At 69.5% G+C, this 25,527-nt stretch carries 22 protein-coding genes and 2 tRNA genes; 20 read left to right on the top strand and 4 right to left on the bottom strand.

Annotated elements, in window-relative coordinates; all coding sequences use genetic code 11:
• The first annotated feature begins 289 nt into the window (after positions 1–289).
• The 6 genes from rplU to HED23_RS28375 all read left to right on the top strand — a co-directional run bounded on the left by rplU (position 290) and on the right by HED23_RS28375 (position 8,185).
• Positions 290–610 (top strand): 50S ribosomal protein L21, encoded by a 321-nt coding sequence (gene rplU / locus HED23_RS28400; RefSeq protein ID WP_015577124.1) that lies wholly within the window; start codon positions 290–292, stop codon positions 608–610.
• Positions 611–624: 14 nt separating this feature from the next.
• The gene (rpmA, locus tag HED23_RS28395; protein WP_014045902.1) at positions 625–882 is read left to right on the top strand and encodes a 50S ribosomal protein L27; all 258 of its coding nucleotides are present in this window, start codon (positions 625–627) and stop codon (positions 880–882) included.
• A 140-nt stretch (positions 883–1,022) separates the two neighbouring features.
• Positions 1,023–2,459 carry a GTPase ObgE gene (obgE, locus tag HED23_RS28390; protein ID WP_203186210.1) on the top strand — a complete coding sequence of 479 codons (1,437 nt, stop codon included), beginning with the start codon at positions 1,023–1,025 and terminating at the stop codon, positions 2,457–2,459.
• Positions 2,460–2,736: 277 nt separating this feature from the next.
• Positions 2,737–4,236, top strand: coding sequence for a bifunctional cytidylyltransferase/SDR family oxidoreductase (locus HED23_RS28385; protein WP_203186209.1), 1,500 nt, complete (start codon positions 2,737–2,739; stop codon positions 4,234–4,236).
• 226 nt (positions 4,237–4,462) lie between these two features.
• The gene (locus HED23_RS28380) at positions 4,463–6,565 is read left to right on the top strand and encodes a hypothetical protein (protein ID WP_238442144.1); all 2,103 of its coding nucleotides are present in this window, start codon (positions 4,463–4,465) and stop codon (positions 6,563–6,565) included.
• A 390-nt stretch (positions 6,566–6,955) separates the two neighbouring features.
• A complete protein-coding gene (locus HED23_RS28375) occupies positions 6,956–8,185 on the top strand; it encodes a glycosyltransferase family 2 protein (protein ID WP_203186207.1) in 1,230 nt (409 codons plus the stop codon).
• A 48-nt stretch (positions 8,186–8,233) separates the two neighbouring features.
• Here the strand turns inward: HED23_RS28375 and HED23_RS28370 are convergent, their stop codons facing one another.
• Positions 8,234–9,583, bottom strand: a complete 1,350-nt coding sequence (locus tag HED23_RS28370; RefSeq protein ID WP_238442143.1) for a polysaccharide pyruvyl transferase family protein — start codon at positions 9,581–9,583, stop codon at positions 8,234–8,236.
• Between the two features lie 358 nt (positions 9,584–9,941).
• Here HED23_RS28370 and proB point away from each other — a divergent pair, with 358 nt between their 5' ends.
• The 5 genes from proB (at position 9,942) to HED23_RS28345 (ending at position 15,972) form a co-directional block, all read left to right on the top strand.
• A complete protein-coding gene (proB, locus tag HED23_RS28365; protein WP_203186205.1) occupies positions 9,942–11,060 on the top strand; it encodes a glutamate 5-kinase in 1,119 nt (372 codons plus the stop codon).
• A 130-nt stretch (positions 11,061–11,190) separates the two neighbouring features.
• The gene (locus HED23_RS28360) at positions 11,191–11,676 is read left to right on the top strand and encodes a hypothetical protein (RefSeq protein ID WP_203186204.1); all 486 of its coding nucleotides are present in this window, start codon (positions 11,191–11,193) and stop codon (positions 11,674–11,676) included.
• Between the two features lie 347 nt (positions 11,677–12,023).
• A complete protein-coding gene (locus tag HED23_RS28355) occupies positions 12,024–13,307 on the top strand; it encodes a glutamate-5-semialdehyde dehydrogenase (protein ID WP_203186203.1) in 1,284 nt (427 codons plus the stop codon).
• A 75-nt stretch (positions 13,308–13,382) separates the two neighbouring features.
• On the top strand, positions 13,383–13,982 hold the full coding sequence (locus HED23_RS28350; protein ID WP_203186202.1) for a hypothetical protein: 600 nt from the start codon (positions 13,383–13,385) through the stop codon (positions 13,980–13,982).
• Positions 13,983–15,015: 1,033 nt separating this feature from the next.
• Complete coding sequence (locus HED23_RS28345) at positions 15,016–15,972, top strand: hypothetical protein (protein ID WP_386475021.1); 957 nt, start codon at positions 15,016–15,018, stop codon at positions 15,970–15,972.
• Here the strand turns inward: HED23_RS28345 and HED23_RS28340 are convergent.
• Positions 15,948–17,084 (bottom strand): M48 family metallopeptidase, encoded by a 1,137-nt coding sequence (locus HED23_RS28340; protein ID WP_203186200.1) that lies wholly within the window; start codon positions 17,082–17,084, stop codon positions 15,948–15,950. The genes HED23_RS28345 and HED23_RS28340 overlap by 25 nt on opposite strands.
• A gap of 110 nt (positions 17,085–17,194) precedes the next feature.
• Between HED23_RS28340 and HED23_RS28335 the strand changes: the two genes are divergently transcribed.
• The 9 genes from HED23_RS28335 (at position 17,195) to HED23_RS28295 (ending at position 22,219) form a co-directional block, all read left to right on the top strand.
• Positions 17,195–17,347, top strand: a complete 153-nt coding sequence (locus HED23_RS28335; RefSeq protein WP_203186199.1) for a hypothetical protein — start codon at positions 17,195–17,197, stop codon at positions 17,345–17,347.
• 84 nt (positions 17,348–17,431) lie between these two features.
• Positions 17,432–17,593: a hypothetical protein gene (locus HED23_RS28330; RefSeq protein ID WP_203186198.1), complete on the top strand. Its 162-nt coding sequence runs from the start codon at positions 17,432–17,434 to the stop codon at positions 17,591–17,593.
• Between the two features lie 38 nt (positions 17,594–17,631).
• A complete protein-coding gene (nadD, locus tag HED23_RS28325; RefSeq protein ID WP_203186197.1) occupies positions 17,632–18,249 on the top strand; it encodes a nicotinate-nucleotide adenylyltransferase in 618 nt (205 codons plus the stop codon).
• Positions 18,250–18,268: 19 nt separating this feature from the next.
• On the top strand, positions 18,269–19,969 hold the full coding sequence (locus tag HED23_RS28320; protein ID WP_203186196.1) for an LCP family protein: 1,701 nt from the start codon (positions 18,269–18,271) through the stop codon (positions 19,967–19,969).
• A gap of 69 nt (positions 19,970–20,038) precedes the next feature.
• Positions 20,039–20,470 carry a ribosome silencing factor gene (gene rsfS, locus HED23_RS28315; protein WP_010062919.1) on the top strand — a complete coding sequence of 144 codons (432 nt, stop codon included), beginning with the start codon at positions 20,039–20,041 and terminating at the stop codon, positions 20,468–20,470.
• Complete coding sequence (locus HED23_RS28310) at positions 20,467–21,120, top strand: histidine phosphatase family protein (RefSeq protein ID WP_203187668.1); 654 nt, start codon at positions 20,467–20,469, stop codon at positions 21,118–21,120. The genes rsfS and HED23_RS28310 overlap by 4 nt, the downstream gene beginning before the upstream one ends.
• Positions 21,121–21,236: 116 nt before the next feature.
• Positions 21,237–21,309, top strand: a tRNA-Ala gene (locus HED23_RS28305).
• Between the two features lie 445 nt (positions 21,310–21,754).
• Entirely contained in the window at positions 21,755–21,988 is a 234-nt protein-coding gene (locus HED23_RS28300; RefSeq protein ID WP_014156331.1) for a hypothetical protein, read from the top strand.
• Positions 21,989–22,146: 158 nt separating this feature from the next.
• Positions 22,147–22,219: transfer RNA gene (locus tag HED23_RS28295), tRNA-Ala, on the top strand.
• 84 nt (positions 22,220–22,303) lie between these two features.
• On the opposite strand, the gene HED23_RS28290 is transcribed toward HED23_RS28295, so the two are convergent.
• Positions 22,304–23,878 (bottom strand): NADH-quinone oxidoreductase subunit NuoF family protein, encoded by a 1,575-nt coding sequence (locus HED23_RS28290; protein WP_203186195.1) that lies wholly within the window; start codon positions 23,876–23,878, stop codon positions 22,304–22,306.
• Positions 23,875–25,065: a hypothetical protein gene (locus HED23_RS28285; protein WP_203186194.1), complete on the bottom strand. Its 1,191-nt coding sequence runs from the start codon at positions 25,063–25,065 to the stop codon at positions 23,875–23,877. The genes HED23_RS28290 and HED23_RS28285 overlap by 4 nt, the downstream gene beginning before the upstream one ends.
• Positions 25,066–25,527 lie beyond the last annotated feature (462 nt).

Here is a 25,527-nt window from a genome sequence, read left to right as displayed (position 1 = left end):
GACGGCGTCGTGCCAACCATTTCGCGGACGGAAGATCGCGGTGTCGCCAGCCTGCAGCGTCTGTATCCCCGTGACGCACGGCTCGGGGCCCGGCAGCCCGGTTTGACCCCTCCCCACCCGCCCCGTAACCTTGACCCTCGGCGTGTTTCTGTGCGCCTACCCCCTGAGCACATCCCTCCCGGTGATCCGTCCCCGGGGGAGGCCGCTCATCCTTCCGGACCGTCGCGGGCCCAGGCCCGTGCGGGCGGCTGGCATCAGGGGATCCGTTCCGAGTGAGAGAGAGATCCGCGTGTACGCCATCGTGCGCAGCGGTGGTCGCCAGCACAAGGTTGCTGTCGGCGACATCGTTGAGGTTGACAAGATTTCCACCGCCAAGGTTGGCGACACGGTCGAGCTCTCGACCCTGCTCGTTGTCGACGGCGACGCCGTGACCAGCGACCCGTGGGTCCTGGACGGCATCAAGGTCCAGGCCGAGATCGTGGACCACCACAAGGGCGCGAAGATCGACATCCTTCGCTACAAGAACAAGACGGGTTACCGCCGTCGCCAGGGTCACCGCCAGCAGTACACGGCGATCAAGGTCACCGGTATCCCCGCGGCTGCGAAGTAAGGGACTGAGGAGACATGGCACACAAGAAGGGCGCATCGTCCACTCGGAACGGGCGCGATTCCAATGCTCAGCGGCTCGGCGTGAAGCGCTTCGGCGGTCAGGCCGTCAACGCCGGTGAGATCCTGGTCCGCCAGCGCGGCACCCACTTCCACCCGGGCACGGGCGTCGGCCGTGGCGGCGACGACACGCTGTTCGCGCTGACCGCCGGCGCGGTGGAGTTCGGTACGCACCGTGGCCGCAAGGTCGTGAACATCGTTCCCGTCGCTGCCTGAGTCAGGCAACGGCTGGACGACACAGCACCTTCCGAGGGCGGATCTCAGCTTTCCCGGTAATCGGGGAAGCGGATCCGCCCTCGGCGCGTTACGTCAAGAGACATTCCCGTATTTTTCCGCAGTACCTGGAGGCCCACACCATGACCACCTTCGTGGACCGCGTCGAGCTGCATGCCGCCGCGGGTAACGGAGGCCACGGCGTGGCCTCCGTCCACCGTGAGAAGTTCAAGCCGCTCGGCGGCCCCGACGGGGGCAACGGCGGACGCGGCGGCGATGTCATCCTCGTCGTCGAGCAGGCCGTCACCACGCTGCTCGACTACCACCACCACCCTCACCGCAAGGCCACGAACGGCCAGCCCGGCGCGGGTGACAACCGCTCCGGCAAGGACGGCCAGGACCTCGTGCTGCCCGTCCCGGACGGCACGGTCGTACTCGACAAGGCCGGCAACATCCTCGCCGACCTGGTGGGCCAGGGCACCACCTTCGTCGCCGGACAGGGCGGCCGCGGCGGCCTCGGCAACGCCGCGCTCGCCTCCGCCCGCCGCAAGGCGCCCGGCTTCGCGCTGCTCGGCGAGCCGGGGGAGAGCCGGGACATCGTCCTGGAGCTCAAGACCGTCGCCGACGTCGCGCTCGTCGGCTACCCGAGCGCCGGCAAGTCCTCGCTGATCTCGGCGCTCTCGGCGGCCAAACCGAAGATCGCGGACTACCCGTTCACGACGCTCGTGCCCAACCTGGGTGTCGTCACCGCCGGTTCGACCGTCTACACCATCGCCGACGTCCCGGGGCTCATTCCGGGCGCCAGTGAGGGCAAGGGGCTCGGCCTGGACTTCCTGCGGCACGTCGAGCGGTGCTCCGTGCTCGTGCACGTCCTGGACACCGCGACGCTGGAGTCCGACCGTGACCCCGTCTCGGACCTCGACATGATCGAGGAGGAGCTGCGGCTGTACGGCGGCCTCGAGAACCGTCCGCGCATCGTCGCCCTCAACAAGGTCGACATCCCTGACGGCCAGGACCTCGCGGAGATGATCCGTCCCGACCTGGAGGCGCGCGGCTACCGCGTCTTCGAGGTCTCGGCCGTCGCGCACAAGGGACTCAACGAGCTCTCGTACGCCCTCGCCGGGATCATCGCCGAGGCGCGGGCCACCCAGCCGAAGGAGGAGTCGACCCGGATCGTCATCCGGCCCAAGGCCGTCGACGACGCCGGGTTCACGGTGACCGTCGAGGAGGACGGCATCTACCGGGTGCGCGGCGAGAAGCCCGAGCGCTGGATCCGTCAGACCGACTTCAACAACGACGAGGCCGTCGGCTACCTCGCAGACCGGCTCAACCGTCTCGGTGTCGAGGACGCGCTCCGCAAGGCGGGCGCCCAGGCCGGCGACGGGGTGGCCATCGGGGCCGAGGACAACGCGGTCGTCTTCGACTGGGAGCCGACCATGGCCGCCGGCGCCGAGATGCTGGGACGTCGCGGTGAGGACCACCGCCTCGAGGCTCCGCGCCCCGCCGCGACGCGCCGCCGTGAGCGTGAGTCCGAGCGCGATGTCGCGCAGCGCGAGTACGACGAGTTCGACCCCTTCTAGCCGGGTCGTGCCGGGCGCTCCCGTGTGTCGGGGGCGCCCGGTTTCACAGCGAACTGCCAGGTAGGGGCGGTACGGCTTCCGATGTTGTGCGGATTGCGTAACACGTCTGTGGAGTCTGTCACTCCGGGTACGGGGCCGAAGGGCGCAATCTGCCTGGCCAGGCGGTGAACTGCGGGTTTCCCAGAGGCAAGCGCCGGTAAACGTCCGCCTTGCGAGACGGTCACGGAGAGTGCGACCATCACACTGTTCCCCCCTGTCATCGCAAGGTAGGTCGTCTGTGTCTGTGCCGCATGAAGCCAAGCCCCGGACCACAGCGGTCGTGCTCGCCGGTGGGACCGGTCAGCGTGTGGGACTGTCGATCCCCAAGCAGCTGCTGAAGATCGCCGGTAAGGCAGTCATCGAGCACACGCTGAGCATCTTCGAGAACGCCGAGAGCATCGACGATGTCATCGTGCTGATGGCGCCCGGCTTCGTGCCCGACGTCGAGAAGATCGTCGCCAAGGCCGGGCTGACCAAGGTCATCAAGATCATCGAGGGTGGAAGCACCCGGAACGAGACCACCGAGCGTGCCATCGCGGCGCTCGGTGAAGGGCTCGCGGAGGGTGAGGACCGCAACGTCCTCTTCCATGACGCGGTCCGTCCGCTTCTGTCACAGCGGGTCATCAAGGACTGCGTCGACGCCCTCGACCGCTACCAGGCGGTCGACGTCGCCATCCCGTCCGCCGACACGATCATCGTGACCCGCACCCACGGCGAGGACGGCGAGTTCATCACCGACGTCCCGGACCGGTCCCGGCTGCGCCGCGGCCAGACCCCGCAGGCGTTCAAGCTCTCCACGATCCGCAAGGCGTACGAGGTCGCGGCCGGTGACCCGAATTTCCAGGCCACCGATGACTGCTCGGTCGTCCTGCGGTACCTCCCCGACGTGCCGATCTACGTGGTCGCGGGCGACGAGTACAACATGAAGGTGACCCAGCCGGTCGACGTCTTCATCACGGACAAGCTCTTCCAGCTCGCATCCACGGCGGCCCCCCGTCAGGCCGACGAGGCCGCATACCGCGAGCTGCTCTCGGGCAAGACCCTGGTCGTCTTCGGAGGGTCGTACGGCATCGGCGCGGACATCGCCACGCTCGCCGAGCAGTACGGCGCCAGTGTGTACGCGCTGGGCCGCTCCACCACCGGAACGCACGTCGAGAACCCCGAACACATCGATGACGCGCTCTCCAAGGCGTACGCCGAGACCGGCCGCATCGACTACGTGATCAACACCGCGGGCGTGCTGCGCATCGGCAAGCTGGCGGAGACGGACAACACGACGATCCAGGAAGCGCTGAACGTCAACTACCTGGCGCCGGTGCAGATCGCCCGTGCCTCGTACAAGTACCTGGCGGAGACCCAGGGGCAGCTGCTGCTCTACACCTCCAGCAGCTACACCCGTGGCCGCGCGGAGTACAGCCTGTACTCCTCCACCAAGGCTGCGATGGTGAACCTCACGCAGGCGCTGGCCGACGAGTGGGCGGGCGAGGGCATCCGGGTCAACTGCGTGAACCCGGAGCGCACCGCGACCCCCATGCGGACCAAGGCCTTCGGCCAGGAGCCGGAGGGATCGCTGCTCTCCTCCGAGGCCGTGGCGCGCACCTCGCTGGACGTCCTCCTGTCCGCGATGACGGGCCATGTCATCGACGTACGGCAGCAGGACCCGACCCGGGACGTCACCGAGGCCTCCGGCTTCGAGCAGGCGCTGGCCTCGGTCCTGGACCGTCAGGAAGATGTGTAATAATTCTTGACAAATGTACTTTTACGGGCCTCTGGGTTCACCGAAAGGTGGAAACAGAGGCCCGAGTGCGTGAAGCCGAATCTTCACATTTCCCTCCATACGTGAAACAACCGGCACCCCCTGGAGCAGGTTCTTCGTGATTTCGACAGCCATCCGCCTGGCCCGTGTGGGCAGCCGGTCAGAACTGTTGGCAGCAATACTGATGACGCTGGGATATCCCTGCGTCATGGTCGCCGCTCTTCTCCCCGATATCTGGTTCTTCGCGGCGGCCACGGCTGTCACGTACATCGCGGACTGGTACCTGCACCAGCGCGGAAGCTATCTGATCAACCGGCTCGGCAAGGTGCGGGCGGGGCTGTCCATCCGCTTCCTGCTCCGCCAGCTGATGATCATCCTGCTCCTGGCCCGGCTCGATCTCGCCGAGGAGCCGCTCTTCTACGCCGCGGTCGCGTGCTTCCTCCTCTTCTACGGTCTGCAGGCTCCGCACGGCGCGCTGACGACTCTGATCCGGCTCCGCCGCAGCCTGCCGATCGTCACCCGCAACGTGGACCTGCACGCCGTCCGCATCCCCGACGCCCCGCCGCGCGCGCTGCTGCACCGCTCCAGCGAGAAGATGCTCCACCTCGACCTTCCCGCGGTGGCGGGCGTGCTCGTCGCCGCAGGCACGGGCGAGGACTTCATCGGTTACATCGGCGCCGGTGTGACGCTGCTGCTGGCCGTCGGCTTCAATGCCCTGCTCGTCCCGTATCTGCGCCGCAGCCGGCGGGCGCCGTCGGCCCCCGCGGTGCTGAAGGCCCTGGACACCTGGCTGAGCGAGTACCAGCCGACGGTCGTGCTCTACTTCTCCGGCTCCAGCGAGTCCGCCTACCAGGGCAACATGTGGCTCGACACCATGGCCGCCGTCGAGGGGCGCCCGCTCATCGTCATGCGTGAGCGGAACCTGGTCGCGCAGCTCGCGGACACCTCCGTACCGGTGGTCTGCGTGCCTGCCGGCACGCACCTCATGAACCTGAACCTGTCGACCGTCCGCGTGTGCCTGTATCCGGCGAACGTCGGCAAGAACATCCACATGCTGCGTGTGCCGACCATGAAGCACGTGTTCATCGGCCACGGCGACAGCGACAAGCTGGCCAGCGTCAATCCGTACTCCAAGGTGTACGACGAGGTGTGGACGGCCGGCCGCGCGGGCCGTGACCGCTACGCCCTGGCCGACGTCGGTATCCGCGACGAGGACATCGTCGAGGTCGGGCGGCCGCAGCTGGCTCCCATCCGGAGCTGGACGGGCACCACGAAGAACCCCATCCCGACGGTGCTGTACGCCCCCACCTGGGAGGGCTGGGACGACAATCCCGGCAACACCTCGCTGCTGCTGGCCGGTGAGAACATCGTCCGCCGGCTGCTGAAGGCGGACACTCCGGTCCGGGTCATCTACAAGCCGCACCCCTTCACCGGTATCCGCAGCGCCAAGGCGAAGGCCGTCAACGCCCGCATCAAGGCCCTGGTGGCCTCCTCCGCGCAGGAGCGCGCCGCCGATCCGCGCTGGGCCGAAGAGGCCTCGGCCTCCGCCGCCGGGCAGAGTGCGGCCAAGGCGGAACTCGTCCGCATCGGAGCCCGTCTGGCGGAGCTGGCTCAGCCCGGCCGTGCCGGCGGCGACGAGTCGGAGGAATCGCGGGTCTCACTCGCCGACCCGGCCCGCCAGGCCGAGATCGCCACCCTGAGGGCCGAGTGGAACGACGCCTACTGGCGTTCCTTCGGCTGGTGGGAGCACAGGACGGTGACCGGCTCGCAGCCGAAGCTCTACGACTGCTTCAACGAGTCCGACGCCATGGTCTCGGACATCTCCAGTGTGGTGTCCGACTTCATCGCGAGCGGCAAGCCGTATGCGGTGACCGACTCGGCCGAGGTCGGCGCGGACGAGTTCAAGCGCCAGAACACCGCTGTGCGGGCCGCCGTCATCCTCTCCAACGGTGCGGAGGAGATCGAAGAGCTGCTGCGCGCCGTCGCCGACCCGGCGGCCGACTCGCTGGCCGGAGCCCGCCACGAGCTGAAGAGCTACCTGCTGGGCCCGGACGAGCCCACCTCCATGGAACAGTTCAACGCCGCCATCCAGGCGCTCGCGGCCAAGGCGGAGGCCCGTAACGCGGGCGTCGCGCAGCGCGTGGGTGAGCAGGTGTCCGCCCCGCTGCCCGACCCGGAGGCCGCGTCCAGCGGTGCCGGGGACGGGGTGGCGGAGATCGTCGCCGAGGTCGAGGCCGCGGTCGATCCCGACGCGTCGGCCGCCCCGGACGCCGACGCCGGCATCGGTGCCGGCCCTTCGGCGGTCCGCTGACCGCAGCGTGTCCGGCCGGCAGCGGGACGTCACGCCGTCGGCCGGGACGTGGTGTCTGCGTAGGACACCGGGGGTGACGCCGTCGGCCGGGACGCGGTGTTTTCGTCGGACGGCCGGGGTGACGCCAACGGGCGGGCCGCAGCGTCTTCGTCGGACGGTGGGAGTCATGCCGTCGGTCGGATGCGGAGCTGTCCGCCAGGTGTAATCCAGCTGTCATTCAACTGTTCGAAAGTCGTCCGGTTCGCGACGCAACCTACTCGACGGCCCGTCCGTCTCCCCCTCAGGGAGGGGAACGTACGGGCCGTTCGGCGTGTCTGTACATAGAGCACGCGAGTGTCGTCGTTCTATCGTTTCTCCTGATTGATACGTATATACGTGAACCGGGGAGAGATGAGCAGCACCGCACCAGATGTGACCGTCATCATCGGCGCCTACCAGGCGATGCCCTACCTGATCCGCTGCCTGGAGTCCGTCGAGGCGCAGACGCTTCCGGCCGGGCGCATGGAGATCGTGGCGATCGACGACGGGTCGACCGACGGTACGGGGGAGTACCTGGAGGAGTTCGCGGCCCGGACCGCCATCGACATGCGCGTCGTCCGCCAGGAGAACTCAGGCGGTCCCAGCGGCCCACGTAACCGAGGTATCGGGCTCGCCCGCGGCAGGTACGTCTTCTTCCTCGACGCGGACGACTACTTCGGCGAGGAAGCGCTGGAGCTCATGGTCGCGATGGGTGACCGGGCCGGGACCGATGTGGTGCTCGGGAAGATCGTCGGCGTCAACCGCGGTGCGGCGAAGTCGATGTGGAAGCAGACGGTCGAGCGGGCCGACCTGTACACCTCCAACATCAAGTTCACCCTGAGCGCGCAGAAGCTGTTCCGACGGGACCTGCTGGTACGGCTCGGGATGACCTTCGACGAAGGCCTCAAGACGGGTGAGGACGCGCTCTTCACCATGGAGGCGTATCTCCGGGGCGACGGCGTCTCCGTCGTGGCGGACTACACCTGCTACTACCTGGTGGGCCGGGACGACGGCAAGCACGTGACGAAGAGCGGCAGCTACCTGCTGCGCTTCGATTCCGCCCGGGCGTTGATGAAGCTCATAGCCGCTCATGTACCGCCGGGGCCGAAGCGGGACGCCCTGATGGTCCGGCCCTTCGTCATCACCCTGCTCCCGCAGTTCGGGCCGGCCCTGCTGCGGCAGTCCGGCGAGGTGCGGGCGAAGAAGATGGAGCTGGCGGCGCCGCTGCTGGAGACCTACTGGTCACCGGGCCTGGCCCGTCGCCTCAAGGTCCACGAGCGGCTCCGGCTGATCTGCATCTCCAAGGGCAGGCTGGACCTGCTCCTGGACGTCCTTCAGTTCATGAAGGACAAGACGGAGCCCCGGGTGGTCCGCAAGGGCCTTCGGGGCCGCCTGTACCTGGTCTACCCCCACTTCGGTGAGGGTGCCGGGCTGCCCCTTTCGGCCTATGAGATGACCGTCCCGGAATGGATCGGCCGCAAGCGGATCGACGTTCCGGGGCGCCAGTCCACCGCCGAATTCCTGCGGCGGCTGGCAGGGAAGGCGCGCAGGACGGCACGGTCCGCGGGCCTGCACATGCCGCACCGCGCCCACAAGGTCTGAGGCGCGGCGCGGCGCGGCGCGGCAGTGGCCGTTCCCTGCTGCTCGTGCCTACTGCTCAGGGCGCAGCAGCCGCCGGACCGGGCGTCCCACCACACGTCGGGCGCGCCGGTAGGCAGAGGCTCCTCCGCCTGCCTGCACCTTGACGTTGACCGCGCCGGCCTTCTTCTCCAGCTGGGAGCGCAACAGGGCGTTCTGCGCGGTCAGCTCGTCCATCCGGCCCTGCATCCAGCTGAAACGGCTGCTCAGCGTGTCGGGGTCGGAGTCGGTCCACGGGCGGACGGCAGGCGGAAGGGCGAGCCCGGACATCTGCGCGTCGAAGGCCTTTCCGCTGTCACCGTGGTGGAACGTGTTCTCCAGGCCGTTCTTCTCCATGAAGCCGGTGAAGCGGAGGAAGCGTTCCTTGTGGCCGTTCACCAGCTCACCGAAGTCCGCCAAGTCGTACAGCTCTGCGGGGTCGACGTCCTTGGGCGTCTCGGAGATCTTGCGGTGCGGAATACCGAAGTACCGGCAGAGCTCCAGGGTCCGCGAGTCGCTGCACAGCACGGTGCTCGGGACACCGGCCAGCAGCGCGGCGATGTTTCCGTGGATGCGTGAGCCGAACGAGAAGTCGAACGCGCGCAGCTCGTCGATCCAGGTGGCCGGGTCGATGTAGAGCCGGACCTTGCCGTCGCGGTACATCGGGTGGGACGGGTGGGTCGGCATCGAGGTCTGCGCGCCGATCGGGTTCGACGTCTCCCGCCAGTGGAGCAGCTGGGCCTCGAGGAGGTTCTGTCCGATGAACCGCAGATTCGGGTAGCGCTCGTGGGCCTGCCGGATGATCGCGTCGAGGCCGTGTGAGCGCACGGCGCTGTGCGAGCCGTTCACCGAGATCATGGAATCCGTGGTGAGCGACTCGGACTTCTTCTCGAGCGTGAACGTCTCGCCGTTCATGAACATCGAGGGACAGCCGATGACCTCGACGTCCCGGAATCCCATGTCCTTGAGGTACTGCTCGGTGAACTCGCCCCGCACGCCGATGGACGCGCTGCGGTTGAGCACCTCCGTGACGAACTCCCTGACGGTCGGCTCCATCGGCTTCAGCCGGGCCGCGTCGTACTTGAGGTCCGCCTGCGCGCCGACCCCGAGGACGACGACCGGGATGCGCAGCTTCTTGATCAGCTGGGTCATCCGCTTCAGGGGCCGCTCGAAGGTCGGGCGGAAGGCGTTCGCCAGGGGTACGACGAATGCGTCGAACTCCTCGTTGATGCGGGCGGCGGCCGACGGATCCGTGCGGATGCCGTTCGAGAAGACCGCTGCCCGCGGAGTCGTCAGCAACTTGTGTGCGGCGTCACTGAAGATCAGGTTGCCCGCGTTGGTCGCGAAGACGTCTCTGTCGAGGGACTGTTCGATCGAAGCCACATCGAAGGGGCTTTTGCCTGATCTGAGAAGAATGCGCCTCTGGCGGGTCGGTTCATCTGTCACGTAATAGAGGGTAGCCCGATGAATGGCCGGTGGAGATTACGTAAATGACTCCATTCAGGGGCATGTCGTAGGGCGGCCCGGAGCCGTCGGTCCGTGTATCGCCGTCCCCACGACGACAGCAGCTGAGACGGCGCGGTGCCGAACCGGCCCCTCGCGTAGATTGAGGAGAACCGAGCAGGACGACGTGATGGGGCGGGCGGACGTGTCAGGGGACAGGGAATCCGAACACGCGGCAGGGGAACCCGAAGGCGAGCTCCGCACACCCACCGGGGGCGGCGCGGAGCGGAGGCCCGGTGTGACCGAGGCCCGCAGGATCGTCGTCAAGGTCGGGTCCTCCTCGCTCACCAGCGCGGCGGGAGGGCTTGACGCCGACCGGGTCGACGCACTGGTCGACGTGCTCGCCAAGGTCAGGAGCGGCGGGGAGCGCGAGATCGTCCTCGTCTCCAGCGGCGCCATCGCGGCGGGGCTCGCTCCGCTCGGGCTCGTACGCAGACCCAAGGACCTGGCCCGGCAGCAAGCCGCGGCCAGCGTCGGCCAGGGTCTGCTCGTCGCCCGCTACACCGCCTCCTTCGCCCGCTACGGCGTACGCGTCGGGCAGGTGCTCCTGACCGCCGACGACACCAGCAGGCGTGCGCACTACCGCAATGCCTACAGCACGCTCGATCAACTCCTGGAGATGGGGGCGTTCCCCGTCGTCAACGAGAACGACACGGTGGCCACGGACGAGATCCGGTTCGGGGACAACGACCGCCTCGCCGCGCTCGTCGCCCACCTGGTCCATGCCGACCTGCTCGTCCTCCTGTCCGACGTCGACGGCCTCTACGACGGAGACCCGAGCACGTCCGGCACCTCCCGCATCGCCGAGGTGAGCGGACCGGCCGACCTGGAGGGCGTCACCATCGGGAGCGCGGGGAAGGCGGGTGTCGGGACCGGAGGCATGGTCACCAAGGTCGAGGCGGCCCGGATCGCCACCGCCGCCGGGATCCCGGTCGTGCTCACCTCGGCCAGCCACGTCGCCGACGCCCTCGCGGGCCGCGACACCGGAACGTACTTCCACCGCACCGGGCGTCGCTCGGCCGACCGGCTGCTCTGGCTGGCCCATGCCTCCACCCCGCTGGGCGCCCTCACGCTCGACGACGGAGCCGTACGTGCCGTAGTCGAGCGCCGCACGTCCCTGCTGCCGGCCGGAATCTCCGCGGTCGAGGGGGAGTTCTCCGCCGGCGACCCGGTCGAGCTGAGGGACCCCGCCGGCAGGGCCGTCGCCCGCGGGCTCGTCAACTTCGATGCCAAGGAGATCCCTCAGCTGCTCGGCCGGTCGACCCGCGACCTCGCCCGTGAACTGGGACCCGCCTACGAGCGCGAAGTCGTACACAGGGACGATCTCGTCGTCCTCGCACCGCGCCCGGCCCCCTGAAACGGCTGAAAGTCCAGCCTTCGGGCGGAGACCTTCACGAAAACCACCCCACACCGGGCCCCGGGCTGGTCAACTTTGTCACGGAGAAACAAAGGGGTCAGCACAGCTACGCATTCACAGGAGGCCGCCGGTGAGACGAGCGCGCCCGGGGCCACTGCCCCGCGGAACGGGCAGCCGTGCCCTGACCAGCGTGGGGGCGGGAGCCGACTACGCCGGTACACCCCCCGACCAGACCCTCGACCAGGAACCGGTGGTGACGGACGAGGAAGTCACCCGTTCCAAGCTGTGGCACATCACCCTCAGCGTCTCCGGCAGCGAGACACCGCTGAAGGAGGTCAGGCGCGGGCTGGAGCAACTGGCGCATGATCACCCCTTCCTTCTGACCAGCCGGTATGCCAACGACCACGCGGAGATCCGCTACTGGGAAGAGGCCCGGGACCTCCACGACGCGGCGGCAGTGGCGCTGCGGTTGTGGGGCGAGCACCGTTCCAGCGCGAAACTCCCGCCGTGGGAGATCGTCGGGCTGGAGGTCATCGACCGGGAGACGTACCACCTCCGGATCGCCGAGGGCTACGGCCCGCCTCCGGCCGCCCCTGTCGGAGTGCACCCGTACTGACAGGACCGCGGGCCGTCAGGATCGCGGGGGCGGACTGTGCCGGGCCGGATGGCGGGGCGGGCCCGGCGGGGCGGATCGCGACGCGGGACCAGCGGGACCGGAGCGGTGGCGGTTCGCCGGTCCGGGCTGCTGAAGCCGGGTCGCTGGGCGGGAATGGGGCCGGATCGCGACGCGGGACTGCCGGGACCTGCGGGCCGGAGCGGGGTCGGCCCCCGGGGCGGGCGGTGGGGCCGGAACACCGGGCCGGGCTGCCGGGCTCCGCAGCCGGGTGCACAGCCACCGATACGTCTGTCTCGCATCACGGGATACGTGACGGATGCCCGCAGTGTGAGCACTACCCTGCGGGCATGACCACGCTTTCGCCGTACGACAACATGTCCCCGGTCGCCCAGGCCGCCTACCGGGCACGCGCCGCCGCCGACGACATCGCGCCACTCCCGCGCGCGGCGAAGGACGACGCCCTGCTGGCGATCGCGGACGCGCTCGAGGTACGCACCAGCGAGATCGTCGAGGCCAACGCCGAGGACGTGGCGAAGGCCAGGGAGGCCGGGACGAGCGAGTCGGTCGTCGACCGGCTCACTCTCACCCCGGAGCGGATCCGCGCGATCGCCGCGGACGCGCGTGACGTGGCGGCGCTGCCCGACCCGGTCGGCGAAGTCGTCCGGGGCTCCACCCTCCCCAACGGCATCGACCTGCGACAGGTGCGGGTGCCGCTCGGAGTGGTGGGCATCATCTACGAGGCCCGGCCCAATGTCACGGTCGATGCCGCCGCGCTCTGTCTGAAGTCGGGCAACGCGGTGCTGCTGCGCGGATCATCGTCGGCGTACGCCTCGAACACCGCACTCGTGAAGGTGCTCCGTGACGCGGTGGGCGGGTCCGGCCTTCCCGCGGACGCGGTGCAGCTCGTCCCGGGCGAGAACCGCGATTCGGTGCGCGAGCTGATGCGGGCCCGCGGCCTCGTCGACGTACTGATCCCGCGAGGCGGTGCCTCGCTGATCCGCACGGTCGTGGAGGAGTCCACGGTCCCCGTCATCGAGACCGGCACCGGCAACTGCCACGTGTACGTCGACGCGCAGACCGATCTCGGCATGGCCGTCGAGATCCTGGTCAACTCCAAGGCGCAGCGCCCGAGCGTGTGCAATGCGGCCGAGACCCTGCTGGTCCACAAGGACATCGCCGCGGACTTCCTGCCCCTGGCCCTGGACGCACTGGCCGAGGCCGGGGTGACGGTGCACGGAGACGAGCGGGTGCTCGCACACGCCGAGGGGTCCAAGGCCACCGTCGTGGCGGCGACGCCCGAGGACTGGGAGACCGAATACCTCTCCTACGACATCGCGGCCGCGGTGGTGGAGTCGCTGGAATCCGCTGTGGCGCACATCCGGCTCTGGTCCTCCGGCCACACGGAGGCGATCGTCACCACATCTCAGGCCGCGGCTCGCCGGTTCACCCAGTTGGTGGATTCCACGACGGTCACCGTGAACGCGTCGACGCGCTTCACGGACGGCGGTCAGTTCGGCTTCGGTGCCGAGATCGGTATCTCCACGCAGAAGCTGCACGCCCGTGGGCCGATGGGCCTGCCGGAGCTGACGTCGACCAAGTACATCGTCACCGGCGACGGCCACATCCGTTAGCCGGTTGCTCACGGCGGGGCGGGCGAATTTGTGGGCTCCCTGCCCAAATCGCCCCGCCGCGGCTACGCTGAAGCTGTGCCGGACGACGTGGGGGGCAGGCCGTTCCCGGACGGCTGGGAGCCCGACGACGACCGCGGGGGCGCGGACGAGGACTTCGCCTCCGTGGTGTTCGACGAGGACTTCGTCCGGTCCGCCGAGATCCACGAACCGACCGCGGTCGAGCGTCTGCTGGCCGCCGCGCAGGCCCGCGCCGAAGCCGAGGCGAGCAGGGCGCGCTCGGGCGGTGGCGCCCTGGACGAAGATCACTACGACGACGGTTACGGCCCGGACGGCATGTACGGCCGCGAGAGGGCCTTCGGCGACTTCTACGACCCCGACGACCCCGATGCCGTCTACGACGACGAGGACGGCCCCTACGGTCGGCATGGCGGCTCCCTGCGTCCTTACCGGGGTGCGGCCCGCTGGCACCGTCCGATTGCCTGGCTGCTCGCCCTGCTGATGGGGATCGGGATGGTGGCGCTGGCGTTCAGCGCCGTGTACCGCGGCGCTGCCGCAGACCGGCAGGGCCGGGTCCCGCAGCCGGCGACCAGCGGCGTCGACAAGCCGGGCGTGGTTCCTTCCGCCTCGGCCGACTACTCCCGCCCCGCGGTCCCTGCGGTTCCCCGCACGCCGTGAGCCGCGTGCCCCGGTTACGGGCGCGGCCAGGTGCGCGGGGCTGCCTCAGCTCGTCACGGCCCGGTGGAGCACAGCTCCGGAGCCTCATTCCGGGGTGAGGGGCCTGGCGGTGCGTCATCCGGGGATGCGGCGGGCGTGGCGGTGCGGCCTCCGGGGTGCCGACGGCCTGCTGGTGCGGCTTTCGGGGGTGTGGTGAGTCCGGGCGTGCCGGTTCCGAGGGTGTGGGTCCGGGGCGTGCGGCTTCCGGGGGTGTGGGTTCGGGGCGTGCGGCTTCCGGGGGTGTGGCGGACCTGGTCGCGGCATCCGGGGCGGGACGGGCCCGGCGGCAGTCCCGGTCGTACGGAGCTTCCCGGTGGGAGGCGCAGTCCCGGCCGTACCGCTCCCGACCCTTGGCCGTACCGCCCGGGTGGCTCCGGCAGCTCCGCAGCTCTGGTCGTACCGCCCGGGTGGCTCCGGCAGCTCCGCAGCTCTGGTCGTACCGCCCGGGTGGCTCCGGCAGCTCCGCAGCTCTGGTCGTACCGCTCCGACAGCTCCGGCAGCCCCGGTCGTACCGCTCTGGCAGCCCCGCTGATACCGGGCGGCCGGGAGCCGGGGACGCGCGGCTTCCGGCAGACCGAGGGCCGGGGAACCCCGGTGGTGTGAAAACCGGGCTTCGGCTTCCCGGCTGCCCTCCCGGCGGCGCTCCACCTGCGCTCCCACCTGCAAGGCGTTTACCTTGATGACGATCGACCCAATCTGAAGGTATGACCCTGTGACCCCTCCTCCCGTCCCCGTCCCCGGGAGAGGGCCAGCCACTTGTCCATGTGTCGAACCCGCGACGGACAGGTCCGCCCGAAGCCAAGGCTGAGGCGGATCCCAGCGCCAGCCTCCGCCGGTGGCGCGGAGATCGGGAGAAGTCATGACAGGCCGAGGAGAACCGCCGGAAGGGCCGCCCGAGAATCCCTCGGGCGGGGAGGACGAGTACCGCTCACTCGTCTTCGACGAATCGTTTGTGCGCGCTGCCCGGCTGCAGGAATTCTCTGCCCAGGAGCGTATGGGTGAGCACGCGCGCGCCGTACGTTCCCTCCCCGGACGCGGCACCCGCCGACACCGCTCCAGAGCCGGCATCGCTCTCGTCGTTCTGATCGCGCTGGCGTTCGCGACCGCCGTCTACATCGGCTTCCGAAACCCCTACCCGACCCCCGTCGGCAGACGCGCCGAACCGCTCCGGACCACTGTGGTCCCACTGGCCCCCCAAGGACCAGTACCGGGAGGGACCGCCGAGTCGCTCCTCACCGACGGCCCGGCCGCGGGACACCGCTCCGGCGCCGCAGGCATCAACCTTCCGTCGGTGCGGCGGACGAAGAACTTTTCGGACAGCCAGGTGACCATGGCGCTGACCACGGTCAAGGACTACCTGGTGGGCTCCTCGCTCGACCCTGACGTACTCACCGGCGGGGTCGTGCGGCCCGTCGGGCGGCTGCTCGACCCGGACCAGACGGCGCAGTTCGACCGGAGCGTGGACTCACCGGCTGACGACGGCGAACACAGGGCGACCGGCTGGCTCGTGCGCTTCGACCCGGCCGACGTGGAACTGGCCGACCCGGACATCCGGGTGCAAGGCACCTTCTCGTACACGGAGGCGGGGGCGGACACCCTGGAGGTGGTGTCCGACCACACCTTCACGTATGCGCTGCAGCCCACGGTGTCCGGCCCACACCGGGCCGACGGGGCCTCGCTCTTCACCGTGCGCCGGGTGCTGCATTTCCTGCTGGACCAGGAAGACATCCGACTGCACCGGCTGGAGGTCCGCAGTGCCTATGTGCAGGCCGGCCCGCAGTCCTGCTCGGCCGACGCGGCGGGTGTGCTGCGCCCGCTGCTCGCAGGCGAGCAGGCGGACGCCCGGGGACCCGCAGGCACCGACCCGTATGCCACGGGCGTGCCCACGGCGGCTCTCTGCGGCACCCTGGCGGTCAGCTCGCCGACTCAGGGACCTTCCTCGGGATCCTGACGCCGCCAGGTCCCCTCGGAGCCGTCCGCAGCGTCCGAGGCCGACGTGCCGCCCTTGCCTGCGCCGCCGCCACTGCCGGCGCTCCCCCCACCCCCGCCGGTGAACTTGTCCCGGAGCTTGCCTCCCAGGTCACCCGCACCACCCGCGATGTCACCCACGAGCTTCATCAGCGGGTCCTTGCTGGTGCGCACCGTGTCGGCGTAGTGCGACGCGGACTCACGGAAGGAGTCCGTCACCGACGTGTCCTTGTCCTCGTCCCGCTTGGGGTAGTGGCCGTCCATGATGCGCTGGAAGTCACGGCTCTCCGCCCACTTCTTCAGCTCGGCCGCCCGGACCGTGGTGAACGGATGCGTCCTGGGCAGCACATTGAGGATCTTGAGAACGGAGTCGCGGAGGTCGCCGCCCTTCTCGTACTCGTCGGCCTGGGCGAGGAAGGCGTCCACATTCATCTCGTGGAGGTGATTGCCGCCGGCGATCTTCATCAGCCCGCGCATCGAGGCCCGCAGGTCCTGTCCCACCAGCAGCCCGGCCCGGTCGGCGGACAGCTCCGACTTGCGGAACCACTCCCGCAGCGCGGTCACGATCGCCATGATCGCGACGTTGCCGAGAGGGATCCACGCCACCTTGAGCGCGAGATTGGTGAGGAAGAGCAATATCGTGCGGTACACCGCATGGCCGGAGAGGGCATGGCCCACCTCATGGCCGACGACGGCCCGCATCTCCTCCTCGTCGAGCAGCTCCACGAGCCCGGTCGTCACCACGATGATCGGCTCGTCGAGGCCGATGCACATGGCGTTGGGCTGCGGGTCCTGGTTCACGTACATCGGCGGGACCTTCTCGAGGTCCAGGATGTAACAGGCGTCGCGCAGCATGTCGTTGAGATGCGTGAACTGGGCATCGCTCACCCGGACGGAGTCCGACAGGAAGAGCAGTCGCAGGCTGCGCTCGGGCAGCAGGCCGCTCAGTGCCTTGAACACGGTGTCGAAACCGCTCAGCTTGCGCAGGGCCACCAGGGCCGAGCGATCCGCCGGGTGTTCGTAGGCCCGCGAGGAGATGCCCGGGAATCGCTTGCGGTGCCTGCTCGGCACGCTCTCGTGGCTGGTGTCGCTCATGGATGCCCCCTGTTCGTACGAGACGGTGCTCGTCCCCCTGACAAAAGCCAGCGTATGCGCTGGCGCTACGGTGTGCGGGGGGCTGTGGATAACTTTGAGGAGCGCCCGGAATGCCGCATACCGCCGTCATGCTCGCCGCTGTGTCCGAGGATCAGGGGCCGGGCGACACACTCCGCGTCGTGCTGCTCGTCGCACTCGTCGGAGCTGCCCTGCTCGCCTGGTTCCTGCTACGTGGATACCGCAACGACGACAACAACGACTGAGTCGGCGTGAGCGTGCCCGTGGCGCCCGCATACGATGTGCGCGACGTCTCCCTCCTGACTCCCGATGGATAGGTCCTGCAGAAGATGAGCCTCTCGAGCACCACGCACCAGCTGGTCACCCTCGCCTCCGAAGGCGAGCAGGGTGGTAACCACGAAAGCCTCAGCCCGTACCTCACCGGCATCGGCGCCTTCGTCGCGCTGATGATCCTGCTGTGGATCACCACTCGCTTCAACCGGGACCGCTGAGGCAGAGGCGAACGTCTGTGCCAGTAGGGTCTGCACGCATGGGAGAGCAGGAAGTGCCTACCGGCCGCGGCAAGCGCCGACTCGGCGTGATGGGCGGGACATTCGACCCGATCCATCACGGACACCTGGTGGCGGCGAGCGAAGTGGCCGCTCACTTCCACCTCGACGAGGTCATCTTCGTCCCGACCGGGCAGCCTTGGCAGAAGAGCCACAAGCAGGTGTCCCCGGCCGAGGACCGCTATCTGATGACGGTCATCGCGACTGCGTCCAACCCGCAGTTCTCGGTCAGCCGCAGTGACATCGACCGCGGCGGACCGACCTACACGATCGATACGCTGCGGGACCTGCGCACGGTTCACGGCGACGCGGACCTCTTCTTCATCACCGGCGCCGACGCCCTCTCCCAGATCCTGACCTGGCGGGACGCCGAGGAGCTGTTCTCGCTCTCCCACTTCATCGGCGTGACCCGGCCGGGTCATCTGCTGACGGACGACGGGCTGCCCAAGGGCGGCGTCTCGCTGGTGGAGGTTCCCGCGCTGGCGATCTCGTCCACGGACTGCCGTGCCAGGGTCGCGCAGGGGGAGCCGGTCTGGTATCTGGTGCCGGACGGTGTCGTCCGTTACATCGACAAGCGCCAGCTGTACCGCGGCGAATGAGCCACGGAGAGGGGCACCTGTGAACGACCGACAGAACCCGTACGACCCGTACCAGCAGCCGCAGATCATCGGCTACGACGAGTACGGGCAGCCGGTCTACCAGCAGCAGGGGCAGCAGCAGTACGACCCGTACCAGCAGCAGCCGCAGCAGGGCTACGGCTATGACCCGTACGCCGGTGCGCAGCAGCAGCAGTACGACCCGTACGCCGCTCAGCCCACGCAGCAGCAGCAGGCGCAGCCGGCCCAGCAGGGGTACGGGTACGACGACTCCGGTTACGGCGCGTACGGCTACGACACCGGCCGGCAGCCGGCCGTGGACGACTCCACCCAGCAGTGGAGCGCGCCCGAGGCGGCCCCCGCGGCACCGGTGGCTGCCGCCCCCGCGCCACCGGTGCCCGAACAGCGGCGCGAGCCCGAACCCGCGCCCGACACCGCCGTTCCCGGGCAGCGACGTGGCGAGCGTGACCACGGAACCGAGCAGTTCTCCTTCATCGAGGAGCCCGACGAGGACTCCGAAGATGTCATCGACTGGCTGAAATTCACCGAGAGCCGCAGCGAGCGGCGCGAGGAAGCACGTCGGCGTGGGCACAACCGGATGGTCGCGCTCATAGTCGTCGTGGCTCTCGTGGTCGTCGGCGGCGCGGGCTACCTCTGGTTCGCCGGGAAGATCCCCGGGGTCTCCGGCAGCGACGAGCAGAACGCCACGGCGACCGGCCCCCAGAAACGGGACGTCATCGTCGTCCATCTGCACAACACCAAGAAGGGCGGCACCTCCACGGCGCTGCTCGTCGACAACGTCACCACCGAGCAGGGCACCACCGTCCTGCTCCCCAACTCGCTTGCGGTGGCCTCTGAGGACGGGTCCACCACGACGCTCGGCAAGTCCGTCGACGACGACGGGTCCTCCGGCACCCGCGAGGCCATCGACACCCTCCTCGGCACCAGCATCAGTGGCACCTGGCGGCTCGACACCCCGTACCTCGAGAACCTCGTCGAGCTGGTGGGCAACATCGAGGTCGACACCGACACGGATGTGCCCGACGCCAAGAAGGGCGCTTCGCCGCTCGTGAACAAGGGGGAGGCGCAGACGCTGAGCGGCCCCATGGCCGTCGCGTACGCCACATATCAGGGCCCGGGCGAGCCGGAGGCCAAGCAGCTGACGCGCTTCGGAGAGGTCATGCGCAGCGTGCTGCGCAAGCTGTCGGAGGACCCCAAGGCCGCGACCATCACCATCGAGACCCTCGCGCAGATCCTCGACCCCTCCCTGCCCGAGCAGGACCTGGGCGCCTCGCTGGCGAAGCTCGCGGGGCACGCCAAGGTGGGCGACTACAAGACGGAGCTGCTTCCGGTCCAGAGCGACGGAACCATGACCGAGAAGGCCACCGAAAGCGTCGTCAAGGACGTCCTGGGCGGCAAGGTGAAGGCCCCTGACCAGGGTGCGGCCGTACGCGTGGGCATCAAGAACGCCACGGGGAACGCGAAGGGCACGGAGCACGCCAGGATTCAGCTCGTCAACGGTGGCTATGCCTTCGTCGACGGCGGCAAGGCGGACGCCGCGGCATCGTCCGAAGTGGTCTACGGGGCCGCGGAGGACAAGGCGAAGGCGATCGAGGTCGCCAAGACCCTGGGCCTGCCGGAGAGCTCGGTGAAGAAGGGCGAGCCCGCGGCGAATGCCGATGTGTCCGTCGCCCTCGGACAGAACTACAAGATCCCCGAGTAGACGTCGTAAGGGCTGTCGGCGGTCCGTGAGACCCTAGAGGTTGATCTGACCGCCGACGAAAGCCTGCATGTGACCGCCACGGACCGCTCCATCGAGCTCATCAACGCCGCCGCCCAGGCGGCGGCCGACCGGCTCGCGCACGACATCATCGCCTACGACGTCAGCGACGTGCTGTCGATCACCGACGCCTTCCTGCTTGCCTCGGCTCCCAACGACCGCCAGGTCAAGTCGATCGTCGACGAGATCGAGGAGCGGCTGCAGAAGGAGCTCGGCGCCAAGCCGGTACGCCGCGAGGGCGACCGCGACGCCCGCTGGATCCTCCTCGACTACGTCGACATCGTGATCCACGTCCAGCACAGCGAGGAGCGTGTGTTCTACGCGCTCGAGCGGCTGTGGAAGGACTGCCCCGAGATCGCCCTCCCCGAGGACGCGATCAAGACCCGGGGCAAGGCCGAGGAGCACGCCCAGCTCAACGGCGGCACGGAAGGTGACCAGAGCTGAACGGCAGCCGGAGCGGCAAGGGCCGCAAGATCGTCCTCTGGCGGCACGGTCAGACGGCGTGGAATCTGGAGCGCCGTTTCCAGGGCTCCACGGACATCGAGCTGACCGAGACCGGCGTCGGGCAGGCGCGCCGCGCCGCCCGGCTGCTCGCATCGCTGCGGCCGGACGCGATCGTCGCGTCCGACCTGCGGCGGGCGGCGGCCACGGCACACGAGCTCGCTTCGGTCACCGGTCTCGACGTCGCACACGACTCCGCTCTGCGGGAGACGTATGCGGGCGCCTGGCAGGGCCTCACGCACGAGGAGATCATCGGGCAGTACGGCGATCAGTACGCCGCGTGGAAGCGTGGTGAGCCGGTCCGCAGGGGCGGTGGCGAGCTGGAGACCGAGGTCGCGGACCGAGCCGCCCCGGTCGTCCTGGAGCACGCCGGAAAGCTGCCTGACGCGGGCACGCTCGTCGTCGTGAGCCATGGCGGCACGATCCGGACGACCATCGGCCGTCTGCTCGGGCTCGAGGCCCACCACTGGGAGGGGCTCGGCGGGCTTTCCAACTGCTGCTGGTCCGTGCTGGGTGAAGGCGCGCGCGGCTGGCGCCTGCTCGAGCACAACGCCGGAACCCTCCCTGAGCCGGTGCTCGGCGACGACGATTAGCGGGCGCCCGGAGGCCTTCTCCGGGCGGCGGGGGCCGGATTTCACTTTCCGGCTCGTCGCAGGCTAAAGTTCTTCTTGTTCGCAGCGCGGAAACGCAGGGAAACACAGCGGACAGCGGGGCTATAGCTCAGTTGGTAGAGCGCCTGCATGGCATGCAGGAGGTCAGGAGTTCAATTCTCCTTAGCTCCACAGTCAAGATCCCGTCCCCGGCAGGGGGCGGGATCTTTTTTTGCCAGTTGTGCGGATCCGGAGCGGTACGCCGCACCGCTCATGCCTCAACTGCCTTATCCCGCCCGGGACAAGGGCCGGCAGGGTGGTCCGGCGTCTTCTTCGCAGGTGAGCCGACTGCTTCGGGACCCTCCCTTCAGGACAAAGACAGCCGGCGGGGCGGTCGTCGGGCTGACCCCCTTGCGAGGCCATGGCAGAATCGGAGCGCCGGAGGGGGCGACGGACCGATCGGGAGGGAGCGCGATGCCTGCGAGCCGCGTACGGGCCCCGGGTCCGCTCCTTGCCCCCACCGCGACCAACTGCTCCGGCACCACCCGAGATTCCACCGCGCCCCGCTCGCTCGGCGCCTCGCAAGAGGACTCCTCCTTCACGCGCACGGCCTCCGGCCACCCTCGGAGCTGACCGGATGGGTGCACACAGGCGGAAGTGCGACTGGTGCGGCAGCGGTACGCCCATCGTGCGGGACATGGACCCCGTCAACACGGAGTTCCAGTACTGGTGCGAGGAGTGCGCGCGGGCGCTGATCATAAAGGGCGACCCCATCGAGACCTACCGCGAGCTCGAGGGGGAGCCGATCTACGGCCGGCTCCTGGAGGAGCACTGCACCCTCAAACGCTTCTACTCCTTCGCCACCGCCTGACTCGGTACCTCCGGCCCCGCTGGTCATCATGCGAGCAACCGCTGGTCAGGGCCTCGTCGGCCAGTCATATGCGGACAGAGTGGAAACGATTTTTGATGGGCCGGTGGGACCGTGTAATGTTCTCGATGTCGCCAGGGAAACCAGGCGGCAGACAGCACGGGGCTATAGCTCAGTTGGTAGAGCGCCTGCATGGCATGCAGGAGGTCAGGAGTTCAATTCTCCTTAGCTCCACAGTTAAGAAGCGGGTCATCCGATATCGGATGACCCGCTTCTCGTTGTGTCCGTCACCACTGTCGTGTCCGCGGGGCGTGTGAATCAGCCGCGTCCGCCGCCCAGGGCCCTGCGCTGAGCGCTCGGGAGCGCGGGCCGTTCGGCGGGTGCCCGTTCGATGCGGAGGGCCAGGGCAGGGCATCGCCGCACAGCACGCTGTGCCCGGCCCCGCAGGTGCATGGGAACAGCGGCGTCCGCGAGCGCCGGATAGCCGTCGGGGCCCAGCCTGATCAGTTCCGGAACGATGTCCGCACACAGGCCGTGCCCCTGGCAGAGCGTCCAGTCCACCGCCAGTCTCTCCCCGCTCGGGATGGACTCCTCCAGATCCTCGTAGCCGGGGGAGGGCAACGGCAGCACTCCCAGGGTCTTCCGTCCGCAGCCGCCGTCCAGCACGTGCGCGGCGAGGTCGTCCGTGAACGCCGAGAGGGTGGACGCCAGGAACCGGGCGGATCCGTCCGGGTGCTTGCACGCCCCGCGGCCCTTCACGGCCTGGGTCACCTCGCGGAGTGCCTCCAGGGCGGCGGGACCGCCACCGTTCAGTACGTCGGAGAGACCGCCCGCGGCGGCGGGCAGCCCCAGCTTGCAGGGACCGCACTGGCCGGCGGTCTCGGCGGCCAGCCAGTTCGCGATCCGCAGTGACTCACCGAGCGGGCAGGTTTCCGGACCGATCGGCAGGATGGCACCGGCGCCGAGTGCGCCGCCCGCCGCGGCCAGAGAGGCTCTGGAGACCATGGCGTCGTGCGAGGCGACCGCGTCGATCCAGTTGCCGTGATAGCCGCCGGTGAGTACGCCCTGGGGCAGGGGCGGTGCTCCGGCGAGCTGCAGGACATAGCGCAGGGGCACTCCCGTGGGTACCTCGATCACCATCGGGTGCGCCACCGCACCCGAGACCGTGAGAAGGACGGTGCCGGGTTCGTCGGGCAGGCCCGTGTGCCCGTAGCGGCCGGGGCCGAGGCGGGCGGCCACAGCGAGCTGAGCGTACGTCTCAGCGTTCGACAGAAGCGTCGGGGCGCCGGCCACGCCGGACTCCGCGGCGCGCTCGCGGCGGCCCGGCGGCAGGGCGGGGCCGCCGTTCACCGCCCGGATGACCGCTGACGCCTCCCCGGAGACCATGCGCTCCGGGGTGCGTACCACCCGGGCGCGGAGATGCTGTCCGCGACGGTCGGACAGACCCCGTTCGGCCAGGGCGGCCCGCACCGAGATCTCCGTGGAGTTACGTGTGACGGCCACGACCAGGGTGCGTGCGCCGAGGGCCTCAGCGGCGAGCAGGGCGCCGTCGAGGATGAGGTGCGGGGAGCGGTTGAGCAGCACGGTGTCCTTGCGGCAGGCGGGCTCACCCTCGCTGCCGTTGATCACGACGACGGGCCGCACCCCGCGCCGTATCGAGGCCTTCGCGACCGCGCGCAGCTTCTTCCCGAAGGGGAAGCCCGCGCCGCCCCGGCCGCGCAGCGAGACGGACTCCGCCAGTTCGGCCAGCCGCTCACCTGCCACCGGTTCCAGCGGGCCGTGCACTTTCAGGTGCATGGCGAGGTCCAGTCGTTCCACCAGGTCGAAGCCGGTGGTCAGCTGAGGGAGCCCGACGACGCGGACCTCGGGCACGTCAGGGAGGGGGACGTTCACGGTCGGTCTCCTGCCGGCGCGTGCCAGGGCTCTCCTGCCGAGGGCGGATAGAGCGGCCCCGGCAGCTGCTCGGTCTCCGAGGAGGGGCCCGGGGGCGGGGCGTACGCGGGCCTGAGCGCCTGCGCGGGGGGTGGCGGGGACGGCGCGGGCCATCGGTCGTCCCCCCGCTCGGGCGGGCGGACGTACGGGCGTGAGACGGCGCGGTACGCCGCGGAGATATCGGGCCGGGAGCCGCCGCTCGGTGCCGGGGCGGGCACGGGGCCCGGGCTGAGCCGCTCGGAGCTCCGTGGCGGGGGTTCGTACTGCTGGTGGCCGTACAGCTGCTGCTCGGCCTGCCGGGACGTGCCCCCCGGCGCTCCGGGCGGAGCCGGGGCGGCGAGCTTCCTGGGGCGGACGGGGGTACCGCGTGCCCGGCGGTCGTCGTCGCCCCAGCCGGGTGCGTCAGGAGGAAGGCCCGGGCCGGACGGTGCGGACATCTGTTCCGAGCCGGGGAGCGGGGCGGTGCGCATGACCGGATCCGATGCGGACGGAGGGGCGTCCGGGCCGGTCAGGCCGGTGACCAACTCTGTGAGCAGCCGTTTGGCCGGGCCGGGAAGCAGACGCAGGGCGAGTGCGGCGGCCACCGCCACCAGGCAGAGCATGTACATCACGACGACCCAGGTCGCGGGTTCCCTGCCCGCGTACAGGCCGTGCACCAGCGCGGAGCACCAGGCGGGGTACGCCAAGGCGTGCAGCGCACGCCACCGGCCTGCGATCCTGCCCGGGGTGGCGAAGGCGCTGCGCATGGCACCGGTCGCCGCAGCAGCGATCATCAGCAGTCCGGCCAGGGAGCCGAAGCCGATGAGACCCGCGGTGCCGCCCACGCCCGTACCGAACGGTATGAGGGCGCCGAGCAGTCCGACGTGCCCGAGAGCGACCTTCACCGTCCCGTGCAGCAGCAGGAAGCCCAGTGAGGCGACGGCGGCGGCCCGGTGGATGCCCTGGCAGATGATCCGCTGACGGGTCGAGAGGAACATCCTGTCGGTGGCCAGCAGGCCCCAGGCAACGGCTGCGGTGAGGGAGACCAGGGTCAGGACACCTGTGGTGAAGTCGAAAGCGGCTCGCATGCCGTCGCTCCCCGCGACGGCGAGCAGCGGGATGAGGGCCATCGCCGCTACGGTCAGCCCACCCCGCACGGGGCGGCTCATTCCTGGGCTGTGACTCATGGAGGGGGAGGAACGGATCCTGCGATGAGGCTTCATGGGGGCGACTCCGAATGGCTCGGCAAAGCGGTCCCGTTGCCGCATGCTAGGTCGCCGCATACCGGCCGGTACGAGGTTTGAACTGTTGCCCCGATAGGGGGCAGTACGCGGAGTAACCTCCGGACTGTGTGGGTCATGTGGAAGGTTCGCGCGGGTGGTGTGCCCATCGGTTCCGGCACCGGCCGACCCTGCGGCTTTCCCGCCGAATATCTGCCGGGCCGGGCGCCGTGCCCGTGCGGTACCCTGACGCCATGCGTGCCGTACGCCTTCTGCTTAGCGAGCCGCGCTGATCATTCCCGACCGGTGAGAATGCCTGGTCGGACTCGGCGCGGCGTCCCCTCCTGTGCGAGGGGATTTTTCGTTTCCGTAGACGTGTGTCCGTAGACGTGGGCGCCGGCAGATGACGAT

This window comes from Streptomyces pratensis (assembly GCF_016804005.1).
GTDB classification, from domain to species: Bacteria; Actinomycetota; Actinomycetes; order Streptomycetales; family Streptomycetaceae; genus Streptomyces; species Streptomyces pratensis_A.
The sequence above is the reverse complement of the archived record's forward strand: the minus strand, read 5'-3'. Positions and strand labels throughout refer to the sequence as shown.

Coding starts and splice junctions, on each gene's coding strand:
- rpmA (WP_014045902.1), top strand. CDS start 625: ATGGCACACAAGAAGGGCGCATCGTCCACTCGGAACGGGCGCGATTCC.
- obgE (WP_203186210.1), top strand. CDS start 1,023: ATGACCACCTTCGTGGACCGCGTCGAGCTGCATGCCGCCGCGGGTAAC.
- HED23_RS28380 (WP_238442144.1), top strand. CDS start 4,463: ATGGTCGCCGCTCTTCTCCCCGATATCTGGTTCTTCGCGGCGGCCACG.
- HED23_RS28375 (WP_203186207.1), top strand. CDS start 6,956: ATGAGCAGCACCGCACCAGATGTGACCGTCATCATCGGCGCCTACCAG.
- HED23_RS28355 (WP_203186203.1), top strand. CDS start 12,024: ATGACCACGCTTTCGCCGTACGACAACATGTCCCCGGTCGCCCAGGCC.
- HED23_RS28345 (WP_386475021.1), top strand. CDS start 15,016: ATGGGTGAGCACGCGCGCGCCGTACGTTCCCTCCCCGGACGCGGCACC.
- HED23_RS28340 (WP_203186200.1), bottom strand. CDS start 17,084: ATGAGCGACACCAGCCACGAGAGCGTGCCGAGCAGGCACCGCAAGCGA.
- HED23_RS28335 (WP_203186199.1), top strand. CDS start 17,195: ATGCCGCATACCGCCGTCATGCTCGCCGCTGTGTCCGAGGATCAGGGG.
- HED23_RS28330 (WP_203186198.1), top strand. CDS start 17,432: ATGAGCCTCTCGAGCACCACGCACCAGCTGGTCACCCTCGCCTCCGAA.
- nadD (WP_203186197.1), top strand. CDS start 17,632: ATGGGAGAGCAGGAAGTGCCTACCGGCCGCGGCAAGCGCCGACTCGGC.
- HED23_RS28300 (WP_014156331.1), top strand. CDS start 21,755: ATGGGTGCACACAGGCGGAAGTGCGACTGGTGCGGCAGCGGTACGCCC.
- HED23_RS28285 (WP_203186194.1), bottom strand. CDS start 25,065: ATGAGCCGCCCCGTGCGGGGTGGGCTGACCGTAGCGGCGATGGCCCTC.